Origin of the sequence: Blastococcus goldschmidtiae (assembly GCF_031845325.1) — a bacterium.
In the GTDB taxonomy this organism is placed as follows: domain Bacteria; phylum Actinomycetota; class Actinomycetes; order Mycobacteriales; family Geodermatophilaceae; genus Blastococcus; species Blastococcus goldschmidtiae.
Window position 1 is genome coordinate 23,215 of sequence record NZ_JAVREI010000023.1, and the last position, 21,949, is coordinate 45,163.

The 21,949-nt window shown below is 73.0% G+C and carries 22 protein-coding genes; 6 read left to right on the forward strand and 16 right to left on the reverse strand.

Features of this window, described 5'->3' with window-relative positions:
- The first annotated feature begins 86 nt into the window (after nt 1-86).
- A complete protein-coding gene (locus RM425_RS20525) occupies nt 87-1,604 on the forward strand; it encodes an MFS transporter (protein WP_311347090.1) in 1,518 nt (505 codons plus the stop codon).
- 42 nt (nt 1,605-1,646) lie between these two features.
- Here the strand turns inward: RM425_RS20525 and RM425_RS20530 are convergent, their stop codons facing one another.
- The 10 genes from RM425_RS20530 to prfB all read right to left on the reverse strand — a co-directional run bounded on the left by RM425_RS20530 (nt 1,647) and on the right by prfB (nt 11,786).
- Nucleotides 1,647-2,783, reverse strand: a complete 1,137-nt coding sequence (locus RM425_RS20530) for a magnesium and cobalt transport protein CorA (RefSeq protein ID WP_311347091.1) — start codon at nt 2,781-2,783, stop codon at nt 1,647-1,649.
- A gap of 247 nt (nt 2,784-3,030) precedes the next feature.
- On the reverse strand, nt 3,031-4,680 hold the full coding sequence (locus tag RM425_RS20535; protein ID WP_311347092.1) for an SLC13 family permease: 1,650 nt from the start codon (nt 4,678-4,680) through the stop codon (nt 3,031-3,033).
- Nucleotides 4,681-4,749: 69 nt separating this feature from the next.
- Nucleotides 4,750-5,628 (reverse strand): SCO6745 family protein, encoded by an 879-nt coding sequence (locus tag RM425_RS20540; RefSeq protein WP_311347093.1) that lies wholly within the window; start codon nt 5,626-5,628, stop codon nt 4,750-4,752.
- 90 nt (nt 5,629-5,718) lie between these two features.
- Nucleotides 5,719-6,096, reverse strand: coding sequence for a VOC family protein (locus RM425_RS20545; RefSeq protein WP_311347094.1), 378 nt, complete (start codon nt 6,094-6,096; stop codon nt 5,719-5,721).
- Nucleotides 6,096-6,998 carry an amidohydrolase family protein gene (locus tag RM425_RS20550; RefSeq protein ID WP_311347095.1) on the reverse strand — a complete coding sequence of 301 codons (903 nt, stop codon included), beginning with the start codon at nt 6,996-6,998 and terminating at the stop codon, nt 6,096-6,098. Before RM425_RS20550 ends, RM425_RS20545 begins: the two co-directional genes overlap by 1 nt.
- Before the next feature lie 79 nt (nt 6,999-7,077).
- Nucleotides 7,078-8,001 carry an NADP-dependent oxidoreductase gene (locus RM425_RS20555; RefSeq protein ID WP_311347096.1) on the reverse strand — a complete coding sequence of 308 codons (924 nt, stop codon included), beginning with the start codon at nt 7,999-8,001 and terminating at the stop codon, nt 7,078-7,080.
- 113 nt (nt 8,002-8,114) lie between these two features.
- Nucleotides 8,115-8,591, reverse strand: a complete 477-nt coding sequence (smpB, locus tag RM425_RS20560; protein WP_311347097.1) for an SsrA-binding protein SmpB — start codon at nt 8,589-8,591, stop codon at nt 8,115-8,117.
- 138 nt (nt 8,592-8,729) lie between these two features.
- The gene (gene ftsX / locus RM425_RS20565; protein ID WP_311347098.1) at nt 8,730-9,614 is read right to left on the reverse strand and encodes a permease-like cell division protein FtsX; all 885 of its coding nucleotides are present in this window, start codon (nt 9,612-9,614) and stop codon (nt 8,730-8,732) included.
- A gap of 53 nt (nt 9,615-9,667) precedes the next feature.
- The gene (gene ftsE, locus RM425_RS20570; protein WP_311347112.1) at nt 9,668-10,348 is read right to left on the reverse strand and encodes a cell division ATP-binding protein FtsE; all 681 of its coding nucleotides are present in this window, start codon (nt 10,346-10,348) and stop codon (nt 9,668-9,670) included.
- A gap of 328 nt (nt 10,349-10,676) precedes the next feature.
- Complete coding sequence (gene prfB, locus RM425_RS20575) at nt 10,677-11,786, reverse strand: peptide chain release factor 2 (protein WP_311347099.1); 1,110 nt, start codon at nt 11,784-11,786, stop codon at nt 10,677-10,679.
- Between the two features lie 46 nt (nt 11,787-11,832).
- Here prfB and RM425_RS20580 point away from each other — a divergent pair, with 46 nt between their 5' ends.
- Entirely contained in the window at nt 11,833-12,120 is a 288-nt protein-coding gene (locus RM425_RS20580; protein WP_311347100.1) for a DUF6343 family protein, read from the forward strand.
- A gap of 16 nt (nt 12,121-12,136) precedes the next feature.
- Here RM425_RS20580 and RM425_RS20585 read toward each other — a convergent pair whose 3' ends face one another.
- Together RM425_RS20585 and cutA are read right to left on the reverse strand one after the other, a co-directional pair.
- Nucleotides 12,137-13,885, reverse strand: coding sequence for a putative bifunctional diguanylate cyclase/phosphodiesterase (locus RM425_RS20585; protein WP_311347101.1), 1,749 nt, complete (start codon nt 13,883-13,885; stop codon nt 12,137-12,139).
- A 147-nt stretch (nt 13,886-14,032) separates the two neighbouring features.
- Nucleotides 14,033-14,377 carry a divalent-cation tolerance protein CutA gene (cutA, locus tag RM425_RS20590; protein WP_311347102.1) on the reverse strand — a complete coding sequence of 115 codons (345 nt, stop codon included), beginning with the start codon at nt 14,375-14,377 and terminating at the stop codon, nt 14,033-14,035.
- Nucleotides 14,378-14,435: 58 nt separating this feature from the next.
- On the opposite strand from cutA, the gene RM425_RS20595 reads away from it, so the two are divergent.
- Nucleotides 14,436-14,672, forward strand: a complete 237-nt coding sequence (locus RM425_RS20595) for a hypothetical protein (RefSeq protein ID WP_311347103.1) — start codon at nt 14,436-14,438, stop codon at nt 14,670-14,672.
- 59 nt (nt 14,673-14,731) lie between these two features.
- On the opposite strand, the gene RM425_RS20600 is transcribed toward RM425_RS20595, so the two are convergent.
- Together RM425_RS20600 and RM425_RS20605 are read right to left on the reverse strand one after the other, a co-directional pair.
- Nucleotides 14,732-15,922, reverse strand: a complete 1,191-nt coding sequence (locus tag RM425_RS20600) for a hypothetical protein (protein ID WP_311347104.1) — start codon at nt 15,920-15,922, stop codon at nt 14,732-14,734.
- Complete coding sequence (locus RM425_RS20605; RefSeq protein WP_311347105.1) at nt 15,919-16,374, reverse strand: hypothetical protein; 456 nt, start codon at nt 16,372-16,374, stop codon at nt 15,919-15,921. The genes RM425_RS20600 and RM425_RS20605 overlap by 4 nt, the downstream gene beginning before the upstream one ends.
- Before the next feature lie 192 nt (nt 16,375-16,566).
- Here RM425_RS20605 and RM425_RS20610 point away from each other — a divergent pair, with 192 nt between their 5' ends.
- Complete coding sequence (locus RM425_RS20610; protein ID WP_311347106.1) at nt 16,567-17,562, forward strand: hypothetical protein; 996 nt, start codon at nt 16,567-16,569, stop codon at nt 17,560-17,562.
- Here the strand turns inward: RM425_RS20610 and RM425_RS20615 are convergent.
- Entirely contained in the window at nt 17,531-18,046 is a 516-nt protein-coding gene (locus RM425_RS20615) for a GNAT family N-acetyltransferase (RefSeq protein WP_311347107.1), read from the reverse strand. The two genes, RM425_RS20610 and RM425_RS20615, sit on opposite strands and share 32 nt — an antisense overlap.
- A 136-nt stretch (nt 18,047-18,182) precedes the next feature.
- Here RM425_RS20615 and helR point away from each other — a divergent pair, with 136 nt between their 5' ends.
- Nucleotides 18,183-20,324 carry an RNA polymerase recycling motor ATPase HelR gene (helR, locus tag RM425_RS20620; RefSeq protein ID WP_311347108.1) on the forward strand — a complete coding sequence of 714 codons (2,142 nt, stop codon included), beginning with the start codon at nt 18,183-18,185 and terminating at the stop codon, nt 20,322-20,324.
- A gap of 63 nt (nt 20,325-20,387) precedes the next feature.
- Here the strand turns inward: helR and RM425_RS20625 are convergent, their stop codons facing one another.
- Nucleotides 20,388-20,576, reverse strand: a complete 189-nt coding sequence (locus tag RM425_RS20625) for a hypothetical protein (protein ID WP_311347109.1) — start codon at nt 20,574-20,576, stop codon at nt 20,388-20,390.
- Between the two features lie 379 nt (nt 20,577-20,955).
- Here RM425_RS20625 and RM425_RS20630 point away from each other — a divergent pair, with 379 nt between their 5' ends.
- On the forward strand, nt 20,956-21,933 hold the full coding sequence (locus RM425_RS20630) for a YihY/virulence factor BrkB family protein (RefSeq protein ID WP_311347110.1): 978 nt from the start codon (nt 20,956-20,958) through the stop codon (nt 21,931-21,933).
- Nucleotides 21,934-21,949: the final 16 nt, after the last annotated feature.

A 21,949-nucleotide genomic window follows, 5' to 3' on the forward strand; every position in this document is an offset into this window, starting at 1 on the left:
ACGGCGCACCGACGCCGACCCCGGTCGTGCCCGCACGTCCTCATCCCCCATCCACTGCGCATGCGCGCAGGAAGGACGGCTCTGCCATGCCCGCAGACAGCCTCACCACGCCACCTGGCGCCACTCCACCCGGCACCACGGCCCCCGACGAACCACCACCGTCGGCCACCGCGCCGGACCCCCGCCGCTGGCTCGCCCTGGCGGTCATCGCCGTCGCCCAGCTCATGGTGGTGCTCGACGTCTCCATCGTGAACATCGCGATCCCCGAAGCGGGCGCGGACCTGGGCATCAGCACCGCGAACATCCAGTGGGTGGTGACCGCCTACACGCTGGCCTTCGGCGGGCTCCTGCTGCTGGGCGGTCGCATCGCCGACTTCATCGGCCGCAAGCGGACCTTCCTCATCGGGTTGCTCGGCTTCGCCGGGGCATCGGCCCTGGGCGGGCTGGCCCCCAACCAGGAGCTGCTGTTCGCCGCCCGCGCCCTGCAGGGCGGTTTCGCGGCCCTGCTCGCCCCCGCCGCGCTCTCCCTCCTGACCGTCACCTTCACCGAGCCACGGGAGCGGGCCCGCGCGTTCGGCGTCTTCGGCGCCATCTCCGGCGGAGGTGCGGCCATCGGCCTGATCCTCGGCGGGGTCCTGACCGAGTACGCCTCGTGGCGGTGGACGCTGGGTGTCAACGTGCCCATCGCGATCGTCGCGGCCGTGTTCGCCATCGGGCTGATCTCGGAGAGCCGCGCCACCGGTGACCGCCGGTACGACGTCCCCGGCGTCCTGCTGTCGACCGCGGGACTGGTCAGCCTGGTCTACGGCTTCAGCAAGGCGGCCGAGGCCGGAGTGGGCTGGCGCGACCCGGTCACCCTCGCCTTCCTGGGGGCCGCCGCCGTGCTGCTGGTCGGCTTCGTCCTCTACGAGCGCCGGGCCAGCCACCCGCTGCTGCCGCTGCGCGTCGTCCTCGACCGCAACCGCGGCGGCTCCTACCTGGTGTTCCTGCTGGTGGGGGCGGGACTGTTCTCGATGTTCCTGTTCCTCACGTTCTACTTCCAGGAGACGCTGGGCTACACCCCGCTGGAGTCGGGGTTCGCGTTCCTGCCCTTCAGCGGCGGCATCATCCTCGGCGCCGGCATCGTCGCCCAGCTGCTGCCCCGCGTCGGCCCCCGCCCGCTGATCGTCGCCGGTCTGGCGCTCGCGGTGCTGGGCATGCTGTGGCTGACCCGCATCGGTGAGTCCAGCGCCTTCGTCACCGACGTCCTCCCCGCGGAGATCGCCCTCAGCTTCGGCATGGCGATGGTCTTCGTCCCGACGTCGAGCACGGCGCTGGTCGGCATCTCCTCGCACGACGCCGGTATCGCCTCGGCGATGCTCAACACCGCCCAGCAGGTCGGCGGATCGCTCGGCCTGGCCCTGCTCAACACGTTCTACGCCTCGGCGGTGAGCGGTCGGCTGGCCGACGACCCGGCCGCGGGCCCGGACGCGGCCTTCGTGCACGGCTACCACGTGGCGTTCGTGTGGGCCGCCGGGTTCCTGGCGCTGGCCCTGGTCATCGCCGCGGCGCTCATCTCCGCCCGGAAGGACGAGCTGCCCGCCGAGGCCGCGATGGCCGCCTGAGTCGCAGGGGTGCGGGCCGCCCCGCCCCCCACCCCTCCGGGCTCAGATCCAGTCGCGGCGCTTGAAGACCAGGTACAGCGTCAGGCTCACGCCGAACATCAGGACCAGTGCGAACGGATAGCCCCACACCTCGTCCAGTTCCGGCATGTGGTCGAAGTTCATGCCGTACACGCCGCCCACCAGACTGGGTGCGAACAGGATGGCCGCCCAGGCCGAGATCTTCTTGACCTCCTCGCCCTGGGCGATGCTGGTCTCCGTCAGCTCGCGGATCTCCTCGTTCTGCCGCTGCGCCACCAGGGTCGCGTTGACCGTGAGGATGTCGCGCAGCTGCTGCCGGAACCCCTCCACCCGCTCTATCACCTGGACCACGTGGTCGGCGACGTCGCGCAGGTAGCTGCGCAGCTCCTCGTCCACGCCGTACTTGTCGAAGCCGGCGGTGATGGCGGCGAGGATCGCGGTCAGCGGTTGCGCGGCCCGCTGGAACTCCAGGACCTCCTGCGACAGCTCGTAGATGCGCCGGGAGACCCCCGGGTCGCCCCGGAAGACCTCGGTCTCGATCTCGTCGATGTCGGTGGCCAGCCCGTCGACCACCGGCCGGTACCCGTCGACGACGGCGTCCAGCGTCGCGTACAGCACCGCCTCGCTGCCCTTGGCCAGCAGCGCCGGCTGGCTCTCCAGCCTGCGGCGCACCCGCGAGAGGTCCGGCGACTCGCTGTGCCGGACGGTGATCGCGAAGTCGGTGCCCAGGAACAGGTGCAGCTCGCCGAACTCCACCTCCTCGGCAGCGTCCTCGTAGCGGGCGGCCTTGAGGACGACGAACAGGGTGTCCCCGTACCGCTCGAACTTCGGCCGCTGGTGGGCCTTGATGGCGTCCTCGACGGCGAGCTCGGGCAGGTCGAACAGCTCCGCGAGCTCCCCCAGCTCCTGCGGCTCGGGCCGGTAGAGGCCCAGCCACACCAGGCGCTCCTCGCCGAGGTCCAGCTCGGCGCGGCTGTCGGCGGCGGAGTCCGGCGTGGCCACCCGGCGGCCGGCCGAGTAGACGGCGTTGTCGACGACGCGGGAGCGGCCGGCCTCGGTGTCCGCGCCCGACGGCGGGGGCGGCAGGAGCCGCACCTCGGGCCGGGGCCGGCGGGTGAGGGTGCTCAGCGCGCTCAGCGGCGCGAGGCGGCGATCGGACATGACGGACTCCCGTGGCGTCGGGGGGCGGCGGTGGACACCGGAGAGGTCCGCATCCGCCCGGCGACCTCGGGCCCCCACGGAGGAGGGCCGGGACGTCAGGCGGGAAGGACCTCGGGACCGGTACTGGGAGGCTCGCTGGGCATGCGCACTCCCTCCGGTCCGGGCCGCCGTCCGTCGCGGGGCCGTCGTCCATGATCCCACGCGGGATCCGTGGATGCGCCCGGCGGCTGCCCCCTCCTGGTGAGGCTCAGTTCATGCTGCCGATCACCAGGTCGACCAGCACCGGCAGGAGCAGCACGATGAGGAGCGCGCCGAGCACGTCGAACGAGATGCCCGACCGGATCATCTTGGTGATCGGCACGACGCCGGAGCCGTAGACGATCGCGTTCCGCGGCGTGGAGAGCGGCAGCATGAACCCGAACGAGGCGGCGAACGTCGCCGCGAGCGCGGGCACGAACGGGTTGATCCCGGCGGCCAGGGCCACCGGGATGATGATCGGCACGACGACCGCGGCCGAGGCCGTGTTCGACGTCGTCTCGCTGATGATGATCGCCAGGATCACCGCGAAGACGGTGATAGCGAGGGTGCTGGTCAGGCCGAGCGAGTCGGCCGACGCCTGCCCGATGGTCTCGGCGAGCCCGGTGCCGGCCAGCAGCGAGCCGAAGATGATCCCGGTGCCGAACAGCAGGATCGTGCCCCAGTCGATCGTCGCCGCGTCGCTCCAGTTGAGCGTGAACTCGCGCGACTTCCAGTCGGTCGGCAGCAGGAACAGCAACGAGGCGCCCAGGACGGCGACGATGCCCTCGTCGAGCCGGTCGCTGATGGTGGCGTACAGGTCGGACTCGGTGCCGGCGGTCAGCGCGATGATGCCCGGGAAGATCCACAGCGCGACGGTGACGCCGAACGCGATGAGCGTGTTCCGCTCGGCACCGGAGAAGGGGCCGATCTCGGCCCGCTCCTTCGAGACGTACTCGTGCACGCCCTCGATCCGCTTGATCTCCGGCTTGTTGATCAGCAGCAGGACGATCGTGAGCGCGACGAACATCAGTGCGCAGATCGGCAGCGCCATCAGCATCCAGTCGAGGAAGCCGATCCGCTCGCCGGTGGCCTCCTCGATCAGCCCGCGGCCGATCAGGTTGGGTGGGCTGCCGACCGGGGTGACCAGGCCTCCGACACCCGCGCCGTAGGCAAGCATCAGCATCAGCGCGATGCCCACCCGCAGGCGCAGCGGGTCGAAGTCCGACTTCACCAGCTCCTTGTCCTGGAGCAGCTTGGCGATGACCGACAGGATGCCGATCGCCGTCGGCAGCAGCATGGCGACGGTCGCGGTGTTGGAGACGAACGCCGACAGCACCGCGGTGATGAAGCCGAAGGCGATGATCACCCGCGCGGTCGAGGCGCCGACCCACTTCAGCGACAGGATGAACATCGCGAAGCGCCGGGCCACGCCGTGCTTGAGCATGGCCGCGGCGAGGATGAAGGCGCCGATGAAGGTGAACACCGTCGTCGAGCCGAACGGCGCCAGCGCGTCGTCGGCCGGCACCACGCCGAGGACGACGATCGCCCCCACGCCGATGAGGCCGCCGATCGGGATCGGCACCGGCTCGGTGATCCACAGGACGATCACGCCCAGCAGGACCGCGGCGAGCAGGTGCTGGTCGCGCGGCAGGTCCACCGGCGCGAGCGCGAAGGCGATCGTGACCACCGGCGCGAGGAACAGGCCGACCGTGCGACGGCCCCGCTCGAACTTCTCCTCGGCCGGGCTGAGCTCCTGCTCCCCCAGGCTGCGGTACGTGGCGCTGCCCCGGAAGGCGGCGTCCACGTCGGTCCGCTGCCACCCGGGGCCGCCGTGCGCGGCGGCCTGGACCCCACCCTGCTCGCGCTCCGTCGCGGTCACCGCGCCCCCCCTGGTCCGGGAATGGTCCAGCAGTAGGGAGCCGGGCGCCCGGCGGCGACCGGAAGAGGATCAGCTCTTGGCCAGCCCCGAGGTGCTCAGTGCGCCGTTGGCGACCAGCGTCCGGGAGAACTCCTTGGCGAGCTCCACCACGCGGGCGGTGCGCTCTGGCCCGAGGAAGAGCCAGGGGTCGGCGGAGAGCGCGTCGGTGTGCACCTCGAGGCGGGCCCGCAGCTCGAGGCCCTCCTCGGTCAGGCCGGCGTCGTCGACCAGTCCGCGGTCGGCCAGGGCCTGCGCGGCGGCGTCCCACTCCTCCTCGGTCCAGCCACGGGTGGCCTTGGCCGCCTCGGGGGTGAAGCCGCGCCCCATCGCGGTGTGGGTCACCAGCGCCTCGATCCCGGACAGGCCGGAGTGCAGCAGTGCGGCGACGTGCCCGTCGCCGCGGTGCTCGCGCAGCAGCGTGGCCGCGTGCCACAGGACCAGCAGCGGCTCCTCCGGCCACGGCAGGTCCGCGTGCCCGGCGTAGAGCGCGCGCCCCTCCGGGGACAGCACCGTGGTGGCCTCCCGCAGCAGCTCGCCCAGCTCGCCGACCTCGTCGGAGGACGCGGCGTCCCCGAGCAGGCGGGTGAGCGAGGCGCGGGCGGCGTCCAGGCGGGCGGCGAGCACCTGCTCAGGGCTCGCCAGGGTCCAGGCGGCCGGGATCGTGCGCGCCACGAGGGCCGGCGAGAAGTTGTAGAACGTGGCGATCACCGCGCCGGCGCCGACCGCGCCCATGGCCGCCGAGCGCCCGGCGAAGTAGCACATGCGCCCCGGTCGCAGCCCTACCGCGGTCAGGTGCTGCTCGGTCTCGGGGGCGAAGTAGACGTGCGAGTGCAGCAGCTCGACGGCACGGTGCGCCCGTGCCACCTGCCGGGGGTCGAGGACTTCGGGGGACGGATCGGCGCTGACCATGGGCGCACCCTAGCCATCCGCGGCCGGTGGGAGGCCGAGGGACCGGCGCACGGCGCGGAGACCCGGCCGGCCGCAGCCGGGCCACCGGTTTCAGCGACGCACGAACAGGCAGAACGGGTGCCCGGCGGGATCGCGGTAGACCCGCACGATCTCGTCGTCGTCCTCGTGCCCGCCCACCTGCTCCGCGCCGGCGTCCTCCGCGAGCGCACAGGCGGCCTCGAGGTCCTCGACGAGGAGGTCCAGGTGCAGCTGCATCTGCTGGGTCCCGGGCTGCGGGGGCCAGACCGGGGGGACGTGGTCGCGCTGCAGCTGGAACGACAACCCGGTGCTCCCGTCCGCAGGGCGCAGCGTCGCCCACTGATCGGTGTCGTCGCGGAGCGGCCAGCCGAGCAGCCGCTGGTAGAAGCGGGCGAGCCCTCGGGGGTCGGGTGTGTCGAGGACGGTCGCGGTGAACGTGACGACGGGCATCAGGCCTCCAGTCCGAACAGTCGTGCGCCATTCCCCCACAGGACGGCGCGCAGCCACTCCTCCCCCAGGTCCAGCCGGTGCAACGCCTCCAGCTGGTGGGCGTACGGGTACGGGATCGAGGGGAAGTCGCTGCCGAGCAGCACCTTGCTCCTCAGGTCCGACAGCCTGGGCAGCTCGGCGGGGTCGAAGGCGTTTCTCCCGCGCTCGGTGAAGTCGGTGGCGAACATGGTGGTGTCCAGGTGCACCCGCTCGTAGCGCTCGGCCAGGTCGAGGAACTCGCGGTACTCGGGCATCCCGAGGTGGGCGATGACCAGCTGCAGGCGCGGGAAGCGCTGCAGCAGACCGGCCATGGGTTCCGGACCGGTGTGCTCCCCGGCCAGCGGACCGGAGCCGCAGTGGATCACCACCGGCGTCCCGGTCTGCTCCAGCCGTGCCCAGACCTCGTCGAGCAGCCGGTCCCGCGGGTCGAAGGCGCCCACCTGCACGTGCACCTTGAACACCCGGGCACCCCGGTCCAGCGCCGCGGCGACGTAGGCCGGCGCCTCCGGCTCGGGGTAGAAGGTCGCCGACTGCAGCACCTGCGGCCGGCCGTGCGCGAACTCGGCGGACCAGTCGTTGAGCCAGGCGGCCATGCCCGGCTTGTGCGGGTAGGGCAGCGTCGAGAAGGCCCGCACCCCGAGCCGCTCGAGGACGGCGAGGCGCTCCTCGACCGGCAGCCGGTAGGTGATCGGCCAGGTCGCGGTGCCGTAGTGGTCCCGGGCCGCGCCGAAGTAGTCCCACACCTTGGCCTGCACCCGCTCGGGCAGGAAGTGCACGTGCACGTCCACCAGCCCGGGCAGCCCGAGCTCCCCCCAGTAGCGCGGGACGTCGGCGTCGTCGACGGGAGGCCGGAGTGCGGTCATCTCGTCCACGGTTCGACTCCGCCCTCGTTCCGCTCCTCGGTCGCTGGCGCTCCCTGCGATGCTCGCTCGCGCGTCGTTCTCACGACAGCGTGACGACGACCTTGCCGCGGACGTGGCCCTCGCCGACCAGGCGGTGGGCCGCGACCAGGTCCGCGAGCGGGAAGGCCTTGGCGATCGGGACCCGCAGCTGGCCGGCGTCGGCCATGCGGCCCAGCTCCTCGAGATCGTGCGCCTCGGGGCGCACGAACACGTAGCGGCCGCCCATCTCGTTCACCGCCGGGTCGACCACCGAGGCGATGCGGGAGACGTCGCGGACCTGCTTCGGGGCGTCGGCGAGGGTGTCGCCGCCGACCAGGTCGAGGACGGCGTCGACCGGCTCGGACAGCTGGGCGCTGATCGGGCCGGCGGAGTAGTCGAGCACCTCGGCGGCGCCGGCATCGGTCAGGAATCCGTGGTTGCGCGGGCTCGCCGTGCCGATGACGTGCGCGCCCAGGGCGACGGCGATCTGCACGGCGTTGAACCCGACCCCGCCCGAGGCCCGGTGGATCAGCACCCGGTCGCCCTCGCCGATGTCCAGTGCCTCGGTCAGCGCCTGGTAAGCGGTCAACCCGGCCAGCGGGAGGGCACCCGCCTCGGCGAAGGAGAGCGACGCGGGCTTGTGCGCCAGGCAGCGCTGGGGCGCGGGCACCAGCTCGGCCGACGTCCCCCACTGGACGTCGTCGCGGCGGACGTAGCCGAACACCTCGTCGCCGGGCGCGAAGCCGACCACCGCGGGACCGACCGCCTCGACGACGCCGGAGACGTCCCAGCCGGGGATGATCGGGAAGTGGTGCGGGAAGAAGCTCGCCAGGCCACCGGCGCGGATCCCCATGTCGACAGGGTTGACCCCGGCGGCGTGCACGCGCACGAGCACGACGTCCGGGCCGACGGGCGGCTCCGGGAGGTCGTCGCGCAACGTCAGGACGTCGTCGTCCCCGAACCGGTCGTAGGCCATTCCACGCATGCGGTTCACCGTAGGCGCCGGTGTGGTGGGCCGGCTCGCCGGCGGCCGGTACCGCGGTGACCGGGCCGGTACCGCCGTCGAACGCGGTACCGCCGCCGATCGCGCGGTAGCCGTCAGCGGCGGCCCTTCACGTACCGGCCGAAGGCCTTCTGGATCTCCCGGCGCGAGTCCCGCTCGGCCATGTCGTGCCGCTTGTCGTAGGACTTCTTGCCCTTCGCCAGCGCGAGGGTGGCCTTGACCTTGCCGTCCTTGAAGTAGAGATCGAGCGGGACGAGCGTGAGCCCGCCTTCCTTGATCTTGCCGATCAGCTTGTCGATCTCGCTGCGGTGCATGAGCACCTTGCGCTTGCGGCGGGGGGCGTGGTTGGTCCACGTCCCCTCCATGTACTCGGCGATGTGGACGTGCTGCAGCCACACCTCGCCGTCGTCGATCGAGGCGAACCCGTCGACGAGCGAGGCCCGGCCGGCACGGAGGCTCTTGACCTCGGTACCGGTGAGCACCAGGCCCACCTCGTAGGTGTCGAGGATCGAGTAGTCGTGCCGCGCCTTCTTGTTCTGGGCGATGAACTTGCGCCCCTGTTCCCGCGGCAATGTTCCTCCGTCGTCCTCCGGACGACACCGCGTCCAGGTGCCGTCCCCTCTTGCGACGAGCGTGCCCCGGGACTCGTCGGGGAGCCTCCGGCCCCCACTCCTCGCCCCGCCCCGCAGGGCGGCTCACGTCTGCTCCGTCTACAACCTTACGTACAGGCGCAGCGTCACGTAGGCGGCGATGCCGGCCAGGCCCACGCCGGCGCCGGCGATCACCGGGCTGATGAGCGCGATCTGGCCCCAGTCGACCGGCGGGATGATGCCGGCCTTGATCGGCCCGGACAGGGTGCGGTCGACGAAGAGCACCTTGGTGAGGACGAGGCCGCCGATGGCCAGCAGCGCACCGATGAGCCCGGCGAGCGCGGCCTCGAGGATGAAGGGCAGCTGCGTGTACCACCGCGACGCCCCGACCAGCCGCATGATGTTCGTCTCGTTGCGGCGGTTGAACGCGGCGAGCTGGATGGTGTTCGAGATCAGCAGCAGCGCCGCCAGCGCCTGGACCACCGCCACGGCGATCGTCGCGTTGCGGGCGCCGTTGAGCAGGCTGAACAGCCGGTCGAGGAAGTCGCCCTCGTCACGGACCTGGTCGACGCCGTTCTGCCCGTTCGGGAACTGCTCGGCGATGACCGGGTAGCGCTCGGGGTTGACCAGCTCGACGCGGAAGCTCTCCGGCAGCGCGTCCGGCGGGGTGTTCTGCACCAGCTCGGGCTGCTGGCTGAACTGCTGCCGGAAGCGCTCGTACGCCTCCTCCTTGTTCTCGTAGACGAAGCTCTGCACCTCGGACGACGAGGACAGCTGGGACTCGATGGCCCCGCGCTGCTCCTCGGTGACGCCCTCGGCGAGGAAGATGGAGACCTGGACCTTGTCGTAGTAGATCTCCTTCATGTCGGAGATCATCCCGGCGATCAGCAGGCCGGTGCCCATGAGGCCGAGCGAGATGGCCGTCGTCAGGATCATCGCGACCGTCATGGTGAGGTTGCGACGAAGCCCGGTGGCCACCTCGGAGAGCACGAAGTTGACGCGCATCGATGTCCTGTCGTGTGTTTCGGCGGGTGTCGGTCAGCGGCGGGCCGGGCCGCTCAGCGGCCCACGCCGTAGACACCGCGCGACTGGTCGCGGGTGAGGGCTCCCCCGTTGAGCTCGATCACACGGCGGCGCATCGAGTCCACGATGTGGTAGTCGTGCGTCGCCATGATGACCGTGGTGCCGGTCCGGTTGATCCGCTCCAGCAGCAGCATGATGCCCTCGCTGGTCTCCGGGTCGAGGTTTCCGGTCGGCTCGTCGGCCAGCAGCACCAGCGGGCGGTTGACGAACGCGCGGGCGATGGCCACCCGCTGCTGCTCACCGCCGGAGAGCTCACCGGGCAGCCGGTTGGCCTTGCCCTCCAGGTTGACCATCTCGAGCACCTCGGGCACGACCCGCTTGATGGTGCGGTGCGGCTTGTTGATGACCTCGAGGGCGAACGCCACGTTCTGCGCGACGGTGCGGTTGGGCAGCAGGCGGAAGTCCTGGAAGACGCATCCCATGGTGCGGCGGAGCTTGGGCACGTTCCTCTTGCTCAGGGTGCTCAGCGCCTTGCCGTTCACCGTGACGGTGCCGGTGGTCGGGTCCTCCTCCTTGAGCAGCAGCCGGAGGAAGGTCGACTTGCCGGAACCGGAGGAGCCGATGAGGAAGACGAACTCGCCCTTGTCGATCTCCGTCGACACGTCGTCCAGTGCCGGCCGGCCGCTGGCCGGATAGAGTTTGGTGACGTGTTGCATTTCGATCACGAGGCGCCACGGTACTAGCTACGGGTGCGCGCGCCGGGCGTTCGCCACGGAACTCGCGGGACTCGTTCTCGCCGTCCGTGACCGTCCCCGGGCATCGGCCCAGGAGCCCGGTCACGGACCGTTCGCTTCCGGCCCGCGTCCTCCGTGGGAGTGACCTCGCCGACGGCCGACCCCGTCGGCCACCGTCCGCGCCCCGGTCCGCTCCTCGCTCGTTCCTCGCTGCGATGCTCCCGCGGCTGTCAGGCGGCTCCGTCGTCGGCCACCTTCCGCGCCCCGGTCCGCTCCTCGCTCGTTCCTCGCTGCGATGCTCCCGCGGCTGTCAGGCGGCGGGGGCCTCCTGCTGACGACGCCACCGGATGCCGGCCTCGATGAAGGCGTCGATCCCGCCGTCGAGCACGTCCCCGGGGTTGCCGCTCTCCTGCTCGGTCCGCAGGTCCTTGACCATCTGGTACGGGTGCAGGACGTAGGAGCGCATCTGGTTGCCCCAACTGCTGCCCTCCCCCTTCAGCGCGTCCATCTCCGCCTTCTGCTCCTGCTGGCGGACGACGAGCAGCCGGGCCTGCAGCACCCGCAGGGCCGCCGCACGGTTCTGGATCTGGCTCTTCTCGTTCTGGCAGGAGACGACGATGCCGGTGGGGATGTGCGTCATGCGGACGGCGGAGTCGGTGGTGTTGACGCTCTGCCCACCGGGACCCGACGAGCGGAAGACGTCGACCCGGATCTCGTTCTCGGGGATGTCCACGTGGTCGGTCTGCTCGACGACGGGCAGTACCTCGACCCCGGCGAAGGAGGTCTGCCGGCGGCCCTGGTTGTCGAACGGCGAGATCCGCACCAGGCGGTGGGTGCCCTGCTCGACCGAGAGGGTCCCGTAGGCGTAGGGCACCTTGACCGCGAAGGTGGCCGACTTGATGCCGGCCTCCTCGGCGTAGCTGACGTCGTAGACCTCGGTGGGGTACTTGTGCCGCTCGGCCCAGCGCAGGTACATCCGCATGAGCATCTCGGCGAAGTCGGCCGCGTCCACGCCGCCGGCCTCCGAGCGGATCGTCACCAGGGCCTCGCGGGAGTCGTACTCGCCGTTGAGCAGGGTGCGGACCTCGAGCTCGTCGATGACCGCGCGGATGCTCTCCAGTTCGCGCTCGGTCTCGGCGAGGGTGCCCTCGTCACCCTCGTCGGCCGCCATCTCGTGCATGAGGGCGACGTCGTCCAGCCGGCTGCGCAGCTCCTCGACGCGGCGAAGCGTCCCCTGCAGGAACGACAGCCGGGACGTGAGCGCCTGCGCGGCCTCGACGTCGTTCCAGAGGTCGGGCGCGGCGGCCTGCTGCTCGAGGTCGGCGATCTCCTGGCGGAGGTCGTCCACGTCCAGGACCGCCTCGATCGACTCCAGGGTCGTGTTCAGTTCATCCAGTACGACGGAGAAGTCAGCGGCCACGTCGACCCAGGGTAGTGGGCCGCCCGGCCGGGTAGGCATCCCTGGCATGAGTCAGTCTCGTGAGCCTCGTTCCCGGGAGGACTACGCCCGCGGCCTCCCCGACCACCACGACCCGACGGCGGGCTTCGCCGGCGCGCCACCGGCGCAGTCGGCGCTCACCCTCCGGCTGATCCTCGCGCTGTTCGGTCTCGTCGTCTGCCTGGCCGGCGGGGTGGGCTGGCTCCTGACCGACCTGCCGGCCTGGCCGGCGTTCGTGCTGCTGTTCTTCGCCGCCGTGGCGGTCGTCGACCTGGTCGTCATCGTGCGCCGGAAGGCCCGGGGCGAACCCGGCTGACCGGCGAGCGGACCGGTCAGCGCACGCCGAAGTGCGCGAACTCCCCCGGCGGAGCCGGCGCGAGCGCGTCGCGGTGCGCGAGCACCCACCCCGGCACGTCGTCGGCAGGCATGGGCCTGGCGATGTGGAAGCCCTGGGCGAAGATGCAGCCGAGCTCGCGGGCGAGGGCGAGCTGGCCCGCGGACTCCACGCCCTCGGCCAGGCTGCGGATCCCGCAGGCCTGCCCGAGAGCCACCACGGCGGCGATCGCGGCCGCCGCGCGGTCGCGGTTGCCCTCGGTGAAGTTCACCAGGCTGCGATCGATCTTGAGCACGCCGGCCGGCAGGCTGACCAGCTGGGCGAGCGAGGAGAACCCGCTGCCGAAGTCGTCGATGGAGACCTCGACCCCCCGGCGCCGCAGCTCGGCCATCTGCTCGGCGGCCAGCTCGGGATCCTCGGCGACGGAGGTCTCGGTCAGCTCGACGACCAGCAGCTCCGGGGGGACGCCGGCGGTGGTGAGCGCGGCGAACACGTCCTCGACCAGCGTGCCGCTGGAGAACTGCTCGGCGCTGATGTTGATGGCCACGACGAGCGCGATCCCGATCCGCGCCCATTCCGCGATCTGCCGGGTGGCCTCGGTCATGACCCACCGGGCCAGCGGCGTCATGAGGTCGTGGGCGTGTGCCGTGGGCAGGAACTCGCCGGGCTGCAGCAGGCCGTGCTCCGGGTGCTGCCAGCGGACCAGCGCCTCCATCCCCGTGCAGCGGCCGGTCGGCAGGTGCACGACCGGCTGGTAGTGCAGCACCAGCTCGTCCCGGACGAGGGCGTCGCGCAGCTCGGCGGCCAGCGACGCGCGGCGCTCGGCGGCGTCACGGAGGTCGGGGCTGAAGACGTGCACGCGGTTGCGGCCGGCTGCCTTGGCCGAGTACATGGCCAGGTCGGCGTCGCGGACCAGGTCCGTCGAGCGCAGGTACCGGTGACCCGAGGTGCCGGCGATGCCGATGCTCGCGCCGAGGCGGATCACCCGGCCGGCGAGCTCGAAGGGCCGCTCCACGGTGGCGCGCAGCCGCTCCGCCAGGGCCGCGGCGTCGACCGCCGAGCAGCCGCGGGACAGGATGACGAACTCGTCGCCGCCCAGGCGCCCCACGGTGTCGCGCTCGCGGACCGCCGCCGTCAGCCGGGCGGCCACCTCCCGCAGCAGGTCGTCGCCGGTGTCGTGGCCGAGGGAGTCGTTGACCTCCTTGAATCCGTCCAGGTCCAGGAACAGCACCGCCGGCGTCCTCCCCGGAGCGGCGAGGTCGGCGTCGATGAGCTCGTGCAGGTAGGCGCGGTTCGGCAGGCCGGTGAGGGCGTCGTGCCGCGCCTGCCAGGCCGAGGCCCGCTGGGCGTGCACCCGCGTGGTGACGTCGGTGTGGGTGACGACGATGCTGCCCGCCTCGTCGACCCGGGAGGCCTGCAGGTGGTACCAGCGGGTGCCCGACGGGAGGGGTACCGGGTAGTCGGCCGTCACGGAGTCGCGCAGGCCCATCGAGACCTCGCGGACGCCGGCCACGAGTTCACGGGTGTGCTCGTCGTCGCGGATCTGGAGCGCCAGTGCGAAGTAGTTCCCGCCGACGGCCACGCGGAACCGGTCGTCGGCGATGACCTCCGCGGCCATCTGCCACGCCGCGTTCGCCAGCAGCACCGTGCCGCTGGAGTCGACCAGCAGCGTCGGGGAAGGCAGCGCGTCCAGGACGGCCTCGACGAGGAGCGCGGCACCGGGCTGGTCATCGGCACGACGGCGCACGTCGGTCGGCAGTGCCCGGCTCGGTCGTGGTCGCAACGTCCCCGCCGTTCGCTCCTGGAACGCCGTCGGCGTCCGCGTCCTCCCCCATCGGCGCGCGAGGCAGGTGCCGTCAGCCCCGGACCGGCCGGGTCGCCCCCAAATGGTGACTCATGGGTTCCGGGTCTCCGCGGCGATCCAGCGAAGGTACGCGGGATTGCCGCCGACCAGGGGCAGGGCGAGCACGCACGGCACGTCGTAGCCGTGCAGCTCCACGGCACGGGCGACGACCGCCTCCACCAGCGACCGGCGGGTGTGCAGGGCGACCCGCGCCTCCGTCTCGTCGTGGACGGCGCCGTCCCAGCGGAACACCGAGCGGATCGGGGCGATGTGCTGCCCGCAGGCCACCAGCCGCTCCTCGACCAGCGTGCGGGTCAGCGCCACCAGCCGCTCGACGTCCGCGTCGGTGACCACGATCTCGCAGCACTCCTCGTCCACGGCACGATCCTGACCCACCTTGCGACTTTGCGGTTCGGCCGCATGACTTGCACGTGCCCGCGGGTAGGGGGGCCTCATGACCGACGAGAAGACGATCGACATCGACGGCGAGACCTACGTCCTGCGTCACGACGGCGACGGCCTGCAGGTGGGCCGTCGCGTCGACGGTGACGTGACCTGGCTCGACACCGTGGCCGACAGCCTGCTGCCCGAGGATGCCCGCTCGGCGCTGGACTCGGGCGACACCTCGAACCAGGCCTTGCAGACCGCCGTGCGCGGCGTGCTCGAGGCCGAGGTGCGGCGCGGCGGCTGACCCGCTCAGGAGGTACGGCACGGGGTGGCCGCGGATTCCGCGACCACCCCGTGCTGCGTTCAGCGGTGGCCGCGCCCTCGGTCCCGGTCCCGGTCCCGGTCCCGGTCATCGTCCTGGGCCCGCTCCCTGGCCTTCGCCCAGGCGGCCGCGAGCTCACGGAGCTGGGCCAGGTTCCGCTCGTGGAGCTCCTGCCACGTGGGCCGGTCGACGTGCGGCGGGGGCGGAGGTGCCGGCACGGGCACCGGCACGGGCACGGGCACGGGCACCGGTACGGGCGCCGGCAGGGGCAGGGGCGCCGGCGCCGTCACCGGTGGCCGCGTCGGCTGCGGCCTGGGCGCGGGAGCCGGCGCGGGAGCCGGGGTCCGTGCGGTTGCGGGGGCCGCAGCCGGCGCACGGGGAACGGGCGGCGCCGGGCGGGCGACCCGCTCCCGGGACGCCCCTGCGGGGCGCCTCGGGTCGTCAGCCACCGCCGGCGCGGGAGCCGGGAGGGCGAGCGCTACCGGCGGCACCGCGAGCGCGGGTGCCGGCCCCTGGCGGAGCGTCGGCTCGGCGTCCGCCGGCCAGTCGGGGTCGACCGCCGGCCAGGTGGCCCAGGCAGCCTTGTCGAGCAGCTGCGGGAGGACCTCGGCCGTCGTCCTCCGGTCCAGGTGGCCCCTGGTGGCCGAGCCGATCGTGGCCGCGGCCGTCACGTCGCACGCGGCCGTCTGCAGGAAGTTGCGGTCGGCGACGCAGCCGGTGCGCGCGCGCACCGCAGCGGCGATCTCCACGACCAGCGCGCCGGCGGAGTCCTGCAGCGCCCGGGCGGCGTCCCCGCTCCGGTTCCCGGTCAGCGCCGGGCGCAGGAGGGCGGCGATCTCCGGAGCCTGCGGGACCGGCAGCGGCGCGACGGTCAGGAGGACCGGCTGCGCACCGATGTGCCAGCGCACCACCTCGCCGGGCAGCATCACCACGGCCTTCTCGGTGGTCCGGCGGACGACGCCGGCGAGGGCGCTGTTCTGTGCGCGCAGCGGCACGCGATCCCCGAGCTCGCCCCCTTCCGTGACGACGACCGGACGGTCCCGGTCGTTGCGCAGGGTCATGCTGCTGCCGTCGACGCACGCCGAGATCGGGAAGGTCGCCGGGACGCCGCCGCGGCTGGTGTCCGGGGTGCACAGCTGCGGAGCGGCGTCGGCGGGAGCGGCGGACGCCACCGGCACGCCGAGCAGCGGCGCCATCAGGAGCACGGCCGATGCGAGGACCCGCCGCCTCACGTCGGGAACCCGCACGCCGGCTGCGCCTGGGTGCCCACCTGCGCCAGCCCGGCCGTCACCGCGCCACGGACCGGATCGGTCAGCGGACCGTTGCCGACCTCGCCCAGGGCTCCCACCAGGCCTTCCAGCGCCGTCGCCAGCCCGTCGTGGCCGCCCTCGGTCCGGACGTCGGAGAGCACGGCCAGCAGCTCCCGCGCGGCCGAGGTGACCTGGGTGCGCGCCTCGACGTCCGTGCCGGCGGCGAGCGTGCCGATCGAGACGGGGAGCCGCCCCAGCTCCTCCAGGGAGGCCAGCCGGTGGCAGAAGGCGGGAGTTCCTCCGGGTGCCTCGTACGCGGGCAGCGCACCGGCCGCGTCGACCGGAGGACGGGGGTCCTCCGACGACACGCAGGCGGAGGCGGCGGCGAGGACGACGGCCGACATCCCCAGGCGGACGGCACCGGCGATACGCACGGGCAGAACCTAGGACGCTGGGTAACCGCATCCGGCACCCGTCGAGCGCCGCCACCCGGTCGTGTGACGCCCCGCCGGGGGCCTGTGTCACCCGCCGCGATGGCCCGGGCCCGGGCGACGACCCGGAGCCCGATCCGACCCCGACGGGTGAGACGGCGTCAACCATCGGTTTACGCACCCCGATGGGGTGGTGTGACGCACCCCTCGCGCAGCTCCCGCCGTGCCGCCGCCCTCGTCGCCTGCACGGCCGTGCTGCTGCTCGCGGGGTGCACCCCCGAGGCGCAGACGCCGCAGCCTGGCAAGGCGGCGCTGGCGAAGCCGGTCGCGGCTCCGGTCGCCGCGCCGGCCGCGGACACCGCCATCCGCCCGGACTGGAAGTCCTCCGCCTACCTCGCACTGGGCTGCACGACGCGCGCCGAGTGGGTGGCCGAGGGGCTGCCCGGCGACGCCTGGGACGCCGAGACCGTGCAGACCTCGTTCGCGGACGTGACCGGCGACGGGACCGACGAGGCGCTCGTGCAGCTGACCTGCCCCACGCCGACGTCGACCCTGTCCGCCCACGTGGTGGTCGTCGACCTGTCCGCAGCCCGCCCGGCGGTGATCGGTGTCCTGGGCGACGAGCTGTTCCACCCGCAGGCGACCGTCACCACCGACGGCACGACGATCACCCTGAGCGGTCCCACCGTCGCCGGCGACGACCCGTACTGCTGCCCCGGTCACTGGGGCACGGTCACCTACGCCTGGGACGGCGACGCGTTCGCCGTCCGGACGGCGTCCGAGGCGCCCGGCACCACGCCGGCGACGAGCGCACGCCTGGCCGACGGCGAGCACGTGGGCATGCTGCTCTCGGTCGCGCCCGGCCGGGTGACCGTCCTGGTCGTCGACTGGTTCGAGGGAGCGGCCGCCGCGGCGGCCTGCCGCGAGGACGACGTCCCGGACCACGAGACGGCCTGGTGCAACGAGTACTACGTGCGCGACGGCGGTGAGCGGACGGCCACGCTGCCGGTCTCGGACTCGGCGTCGCTCAGCTACCTCGACCTGGGCACCCTCGACGACGTCGCCATCGACGACGTCGCCGAGCTGGCCGGCACACACTGGGTGTCGGAGAACCCGGAGGCCGCCGGCTACACCCGGTTCCGCACCGAGGACGGCGCGATCACCGCGCTGGAGAGCATCTACACGCCCTGACGTACTCGAGCATCACCGGATACGGAGGGAACGGGCTGCGGGAGCTCGCGCCGCTCGGCGCCCAGCCGAGCTTCTCGTAGTACCGCCGGGCGCGGCCGTTGCCCTCCAGGACCCACAACCGGAGGCGCCGCACGTCCCGGGGGAACGTCGCGACGAGCGCGTCGTGCAGCCAGCCGGCCAGGCCGCTGCCCCAGGTCTCCGGGGCGGTGCCGACGTGGAGGACCTCGTCCCCGCGGCGGGCCGCGAAGCCCAGGATCTCCCCGCCGGACCCGGTGACGACGTAGGCGTCGATCGCCGGGTCCGCCAGCTCCTGCGCCCACCGGCGCGAGACGTCGTCGCGCGGGAAGGGGTACTGCGCCTGCGGGAACACGTCGGACAGCCCGAGCACGGCGCCGCGCTCCTGGACGTCGACCAGTTCCGGCAGGTCGGCGACGACCATGGGCCGGAGCGACCACTCGCCGGGCCGGACAGCGCCTCGCGGCATGGTCCCCGTATCCGTTCCGCCTGGCCGGGCGCGCTGCTCGAGCCTGTCGCCACTCTCTTTGTAGCAGTTCCGGTCAAGCCTCATGAGGCCGTTCTCTGCGCTCTAGGGTCGCGCTCCTCAGATGGGAGCTGACGCCGTGGAACCCCTGCCCACCAGCACGTTCGCCCTTCCCGACGCCCTCGCCGCCAAGGCCGATCCGGCGCTGATCGCCGCGGACGAGCGGCACTTCTCGGCCATCGCCGCGAGCCTGTCCCGGTCGGTCGCGGAGCTGTCCGCGCGGCTCGACGCCGAACGCCGTGCGCCCGGCGGTGACGGGCAGGCGGCGCTGGACCGGGACCTGGAGATCCACCGGCTCACCTCCCGCCTGCGCACCCTGCGCCGCTTCGGCCTGGACCTGTGCCTCGGGCGGATCGTGGGGACGGACGGGGAGCCGGTGTACGTCGGCCGGCTCGGCCTCACCGACAGCACCGGCGCGCGGTTGCTGGTCGACTGGCGCTCCCCCGCCGCCGAGCCGTTCTTCGCCGCGACGCACGCCCGGCCGATGGGTCTGGTCAGCCGCCGCCGGTACCGCTGGACCCGCGGGCGGATCACCGACTACTGGGATGAGGTGTTCACCCCCGACGGGCTCGAGGGGCATGCCGCGCTGGACGACCAGTCCGCCTTTCTCGCCAGCCTCGGCAGCAACCGGTCGGCGCGGATGCGTGACGTGCTCGGCACCATCCAGGCCGACCAGGACGCGATCATCCGCGCGGGCTCCCCCGGCGCCCTCGTCGTCGACGGCGGGCCCGGGACGGGCAAGACCGTCGTCGCGCTGCACCGCACGGCGTACCTGCTCTACGCCGACCCGCGCGTGGGCCAGGACCGGGGCGGCGTGCTGTTCGTCGGCCCGCACGAGCCCTACCTGGCCTACGTCTCGGACGTGCTGCCCAGCCTCGGCGAGGAGGGCGTGCGGACGGCGACGCTGCGCGGACTCCTGCCGGAAGGTGCCGCCGCCGGCGCCGAGCTCGACGACGAGGTGGCCCGGCTGAAGTCGTCGGCGCGGCTCGTGGAGGCCATCGAGGCGGCCGTCCGGTTCTACGAGGAGCCACCCGCTCGCGGGCTGACCGTCGAGACGCCGTGGTCGGAGCTCCGGCTGAGCGCCGACGACTGGGCCGAGGCGTTCGAGGCGCCGGATCCCGGCACCCCGCACAACCAGGCGCGCGAGCGGGTCCGGGAGGAGCTGTACATGATCCTCGTCGACCGGAACGACGACGAGGAGGTTCCCGCCGAGGAGCTGCGGACGGTGCTGCAGCAGGACCGCGAGCTGCGGGCGGCCTTCGACCGGGCCTGGCCGCTGGTCGAGGCAACCGACCTGGTCGGCGACCTGTGGTCGGTGCCGGCCTACCTGCGCCGCTGCGCGCCGTGGCTGTCCGCGGACGAGGTGCGGACGCTGCAGCGGGACGACCCCGTCGCCTGGACGCTGTCGGACCTGCCGTGGCTCGACGCCGCGCGGCAGCGGCTGGGCGATCCGGAGGCGGCGCGGCGTGCGCACCGGCAGGACGCCGCGACGGCGCGCGAGCGGGAGCGGATGGCCGGGGTGATCGACGAGCTGATCGCGGCCGACGACTCCGAGCTGCTGCTGATGACGTCGTTGCGGCACGGGGACCTGCGGGACGCCCTGGTCGACGAGGCCGCACTGCCTGCCGCGCAGCGCGACCCGCTGGCCGGGCCGTTCGCGCACGTGGTGGTGGACGAGGCGCAGGAGCTGACGGACGCGGAGTGGCAGATGCTGCTCCTGCGCTGCCCCTCGGGGAGCTTCACGATCGTCGGGGACCGGGCGCAGGCGCGGCGCAGGTTCCCCGAGCCGTGGGAGGAGCGGCTGGCGCGGGTCGGGCTGGGCTCCGTGCGGCTGGCGTCGCTGACCGTCAACTACCGGACGCCGGCGGAGGTCATGGCCGAGGCCGAGCCGGTCATCCGGGCCGTGCTGCCGGAGGCGAACGTGCCGACGTCGATCCGCAGCAGCGGTGTGCCGGTGCTGCACGGGGTGGTGTCCGATCGGGACGCGGTGGTCGACGCCTGGCTGGCCGAGCACGCCGAGGGCGTCGCCTGCGTGATCGGGGACCCGACGTTCGACCCCACCGAGCGGGTGCGGTCGCTGACCCCGGTGCTGGCGAAGGGGCTGGAGTTCGACCTGGTGGTGCTCGTGCAGCCGGAGTCGTTCGGCGCGGGCGTCGAGGGAGCGGTGGACCGCTACGTGGCGATGACCCGGGCCACGCAGCGACTCGTCGTCCTCACCTGACGTTCCCGCGGGAACGCGCGGGGCTCGCGCCCCTGACGACGTTTCCGCGGGAACGTCGTGCGCTCACCGCGCGTGGGACGGATGCGGCCGGCCGCGCCGGACGGCCCGGACGACGAGCGCGATCGCGCCGAGGACCAGGAGGCCGCCGATCCCCTGCAGTCCCGGTGAGTCGTCGGCCCCGCCGAGCAGCACACCCAGCACTTCGAGGACGAACAGCGCGACGACGGCGACGGCCGTGAGGTAGGGCCTCATGGCCGCATGGTGGCACGCGGATCGGCTCGTGCGGGCGCGCGTTCCTCACCCCGCCCGGGGTGACGCCTACGGGGCCGCGTCAGGTCGGAGCGCCGGGTGCCCGATGACCGTGGGGTCGGAGAGGACGGCCGTAGGTCGGACCCCCTGCGCAGTATCCGCAAGGCAGCCGCAGCCGTGCTCGTCGCCGTCCGTACGTGTGCGGCGGGCCGGGGGCGCGGAGGGCCGGTGTCCGCGGGTCGGCCGACGCCTGGCCTGACCGTTGAACCCGGGCGACCCACCGTGGGCGTCAGCGCGGGTCGCGCGGGTGCAACGGTCCAGGTGAGCCGCTCAGCGGACGGCCCCGGGAGCGCGTGCCCGCGGGACGTGATCGACTGCGTCCGTGGCTCTCGTGGACCGTCTCGACCGTCTGCAGCGCCGTCACCCGGCCGCCGGTTTTCCCATCGCCGTCGTCTACAAGTACGTCGACGACACCGGCCCGTTCCTGTCGGCGCTGATCACCTACTACGCGTTCGTCTCGCTGTTCCCGCTGCTGCTGCTCTCCTCGACGATCCTCGGCGCCGTGCTGGACGGTAACCCGGAGCTGCAGGAGCGGCTGATCGACTCCGCGCTCAGCCAGCTCCCGGTCGTGGGTGAGCAGCTGGGCGAGCCGCAGGGGCTCAGCGGCGGCACCTGGGGCGTGCTGGTCGGCATCCTCGGCGCCCTGTACGGCGCGCTCGGCGTCGCCCAGGCGGTGCAGCACGCGATGAACACCGCCTGGACGGTGCCGCGCAACAACCGTCCGAACCCGTTCCTGGCCCGGGGCCGCAGTCTGCTGCTGCTGGCCACCGCCGGGCTGACGGTGGTCGGGACGACGGCGCTGGCCACGATCAGCGCAGGCATGGCCGGCTCCTTCGGCGGCGCCACGCGGACGCTGGTCCTGATCGCCTCCGTCCTGATCAACGCTGCGATCTTCGTCTTCGCGTTCCGGCTCGCCACCACCCGGCGGCTGACCGTGCGCGACGTGCTGCCCGGGGCGCTGCTCGCCGCCGTCCTCTGGCAGCTGCTGCAGACATTCGGCGTCACCTACGTCAGCCGGGTGATGGAGAGCGCCAGCGCCGTGAACGGGATGTTCGCCCTGGTGCTCGGGCTGCTCGCCTTCCTCTACCTGGCGGCGGTGTTCGGCGTGCTGTGCGTGGAGATCAACGTGGTTCGGGTCGACCGGCTCTACCCCCGCGCGCTGCTCACGCCCTTCACCGACGACGTCGACCTCACCCCGGGCGACCGGCGCAGCTACACCGGCAAGGCCAAGGCCGAGCGCCTGAAGGGCTTCGAGACCGTGCACGTCACGTTCGACCCGCCCGACCGCGACGGCGGCTGAGCCCCCGCGCGGCTAG

Coding starts and splice junctions, on each gene's coding strand:
- RM425_RS20525 (WP_311347090.1), top strand. CDS start 87: ATGCCCGCAGACAGCCTCACCACGCCACCTGGCGCCACTCCACCCGGC.
- RM425_RS20530 (WP_311347091.1), bottom strand. CDS start 2,783: ATGTCCGATCGCCGCCTCGCGCCGCTGAGCGCGCTGAGCACCCTCACC.
- RM425_RS20540 (WP_311347093.1), bottom strand. CDS start 5,628: ATGGTCAGCGCCGATCCGTCCCCCGAAGTCCTCGACCCCCGGCAGGTG.
- RM425_RS20545 (WP_311347094.1), bottom strand. CDS start 6,096: ATGCCCGTCGTCACGTTCACCGCGACCGTCCTCGACACACCCGACCCC.
- RM425_RS20550 (WP_311347095.1), bottom strand. CDS start 6,998: ATGACCGCACTCCGGCCTCCCGTCGACGACGCCGACGTCCCGCGCTAC.
- RM425_RS20555 (WP_311347096.1), bottom strand. CDS start 8,001: ATGCGTGGAATGGCCTACGACCGGTTCGGGGACGACGACGTCCTGACG.
- ftsX (WP_311347098.1), bottom strand. CDS start 9,614: ATGCGCGTCAACTTCGTGCTCTCCGAGGTGGCCACCGGGCTTCGTCGC.
- ftsE (WP_311347112.1), bottom strand. CDS start 10,348: ATGCAACACGTCACCAAACTCTATCCGGCCAGCGGCCGGCCGGCACTG.
- RM425_RS20580 (WP_311347100.1), top strand. CDS start 11,833: ATGAGTCAGTCTCGTGAGCCTCGTTCCCGGGAGGACTACGCCCGCGGC.
- RM425_RS20595 (WP_311347103.1), top strand. CDS start 14,436: ATGACCGACGAGAAGACGATCGACATCGACGGCGAGACCTACGTCCTG.
- RM425_RS20615 (WP_311347107.1), bottom strand. CDS start 18,046: ATGCCGCGAGGCGCTGTCCGGCCCGGCGAGTGGTCGCTCCGGCCCATG.
- RM425_RS20625 (WP_311347109.1), bottom strand. CDS start 20,576: ATGAGGCCCTACCTCACGGCCGTCGCCGTCGTCGCGCTGTTCGTCCTC.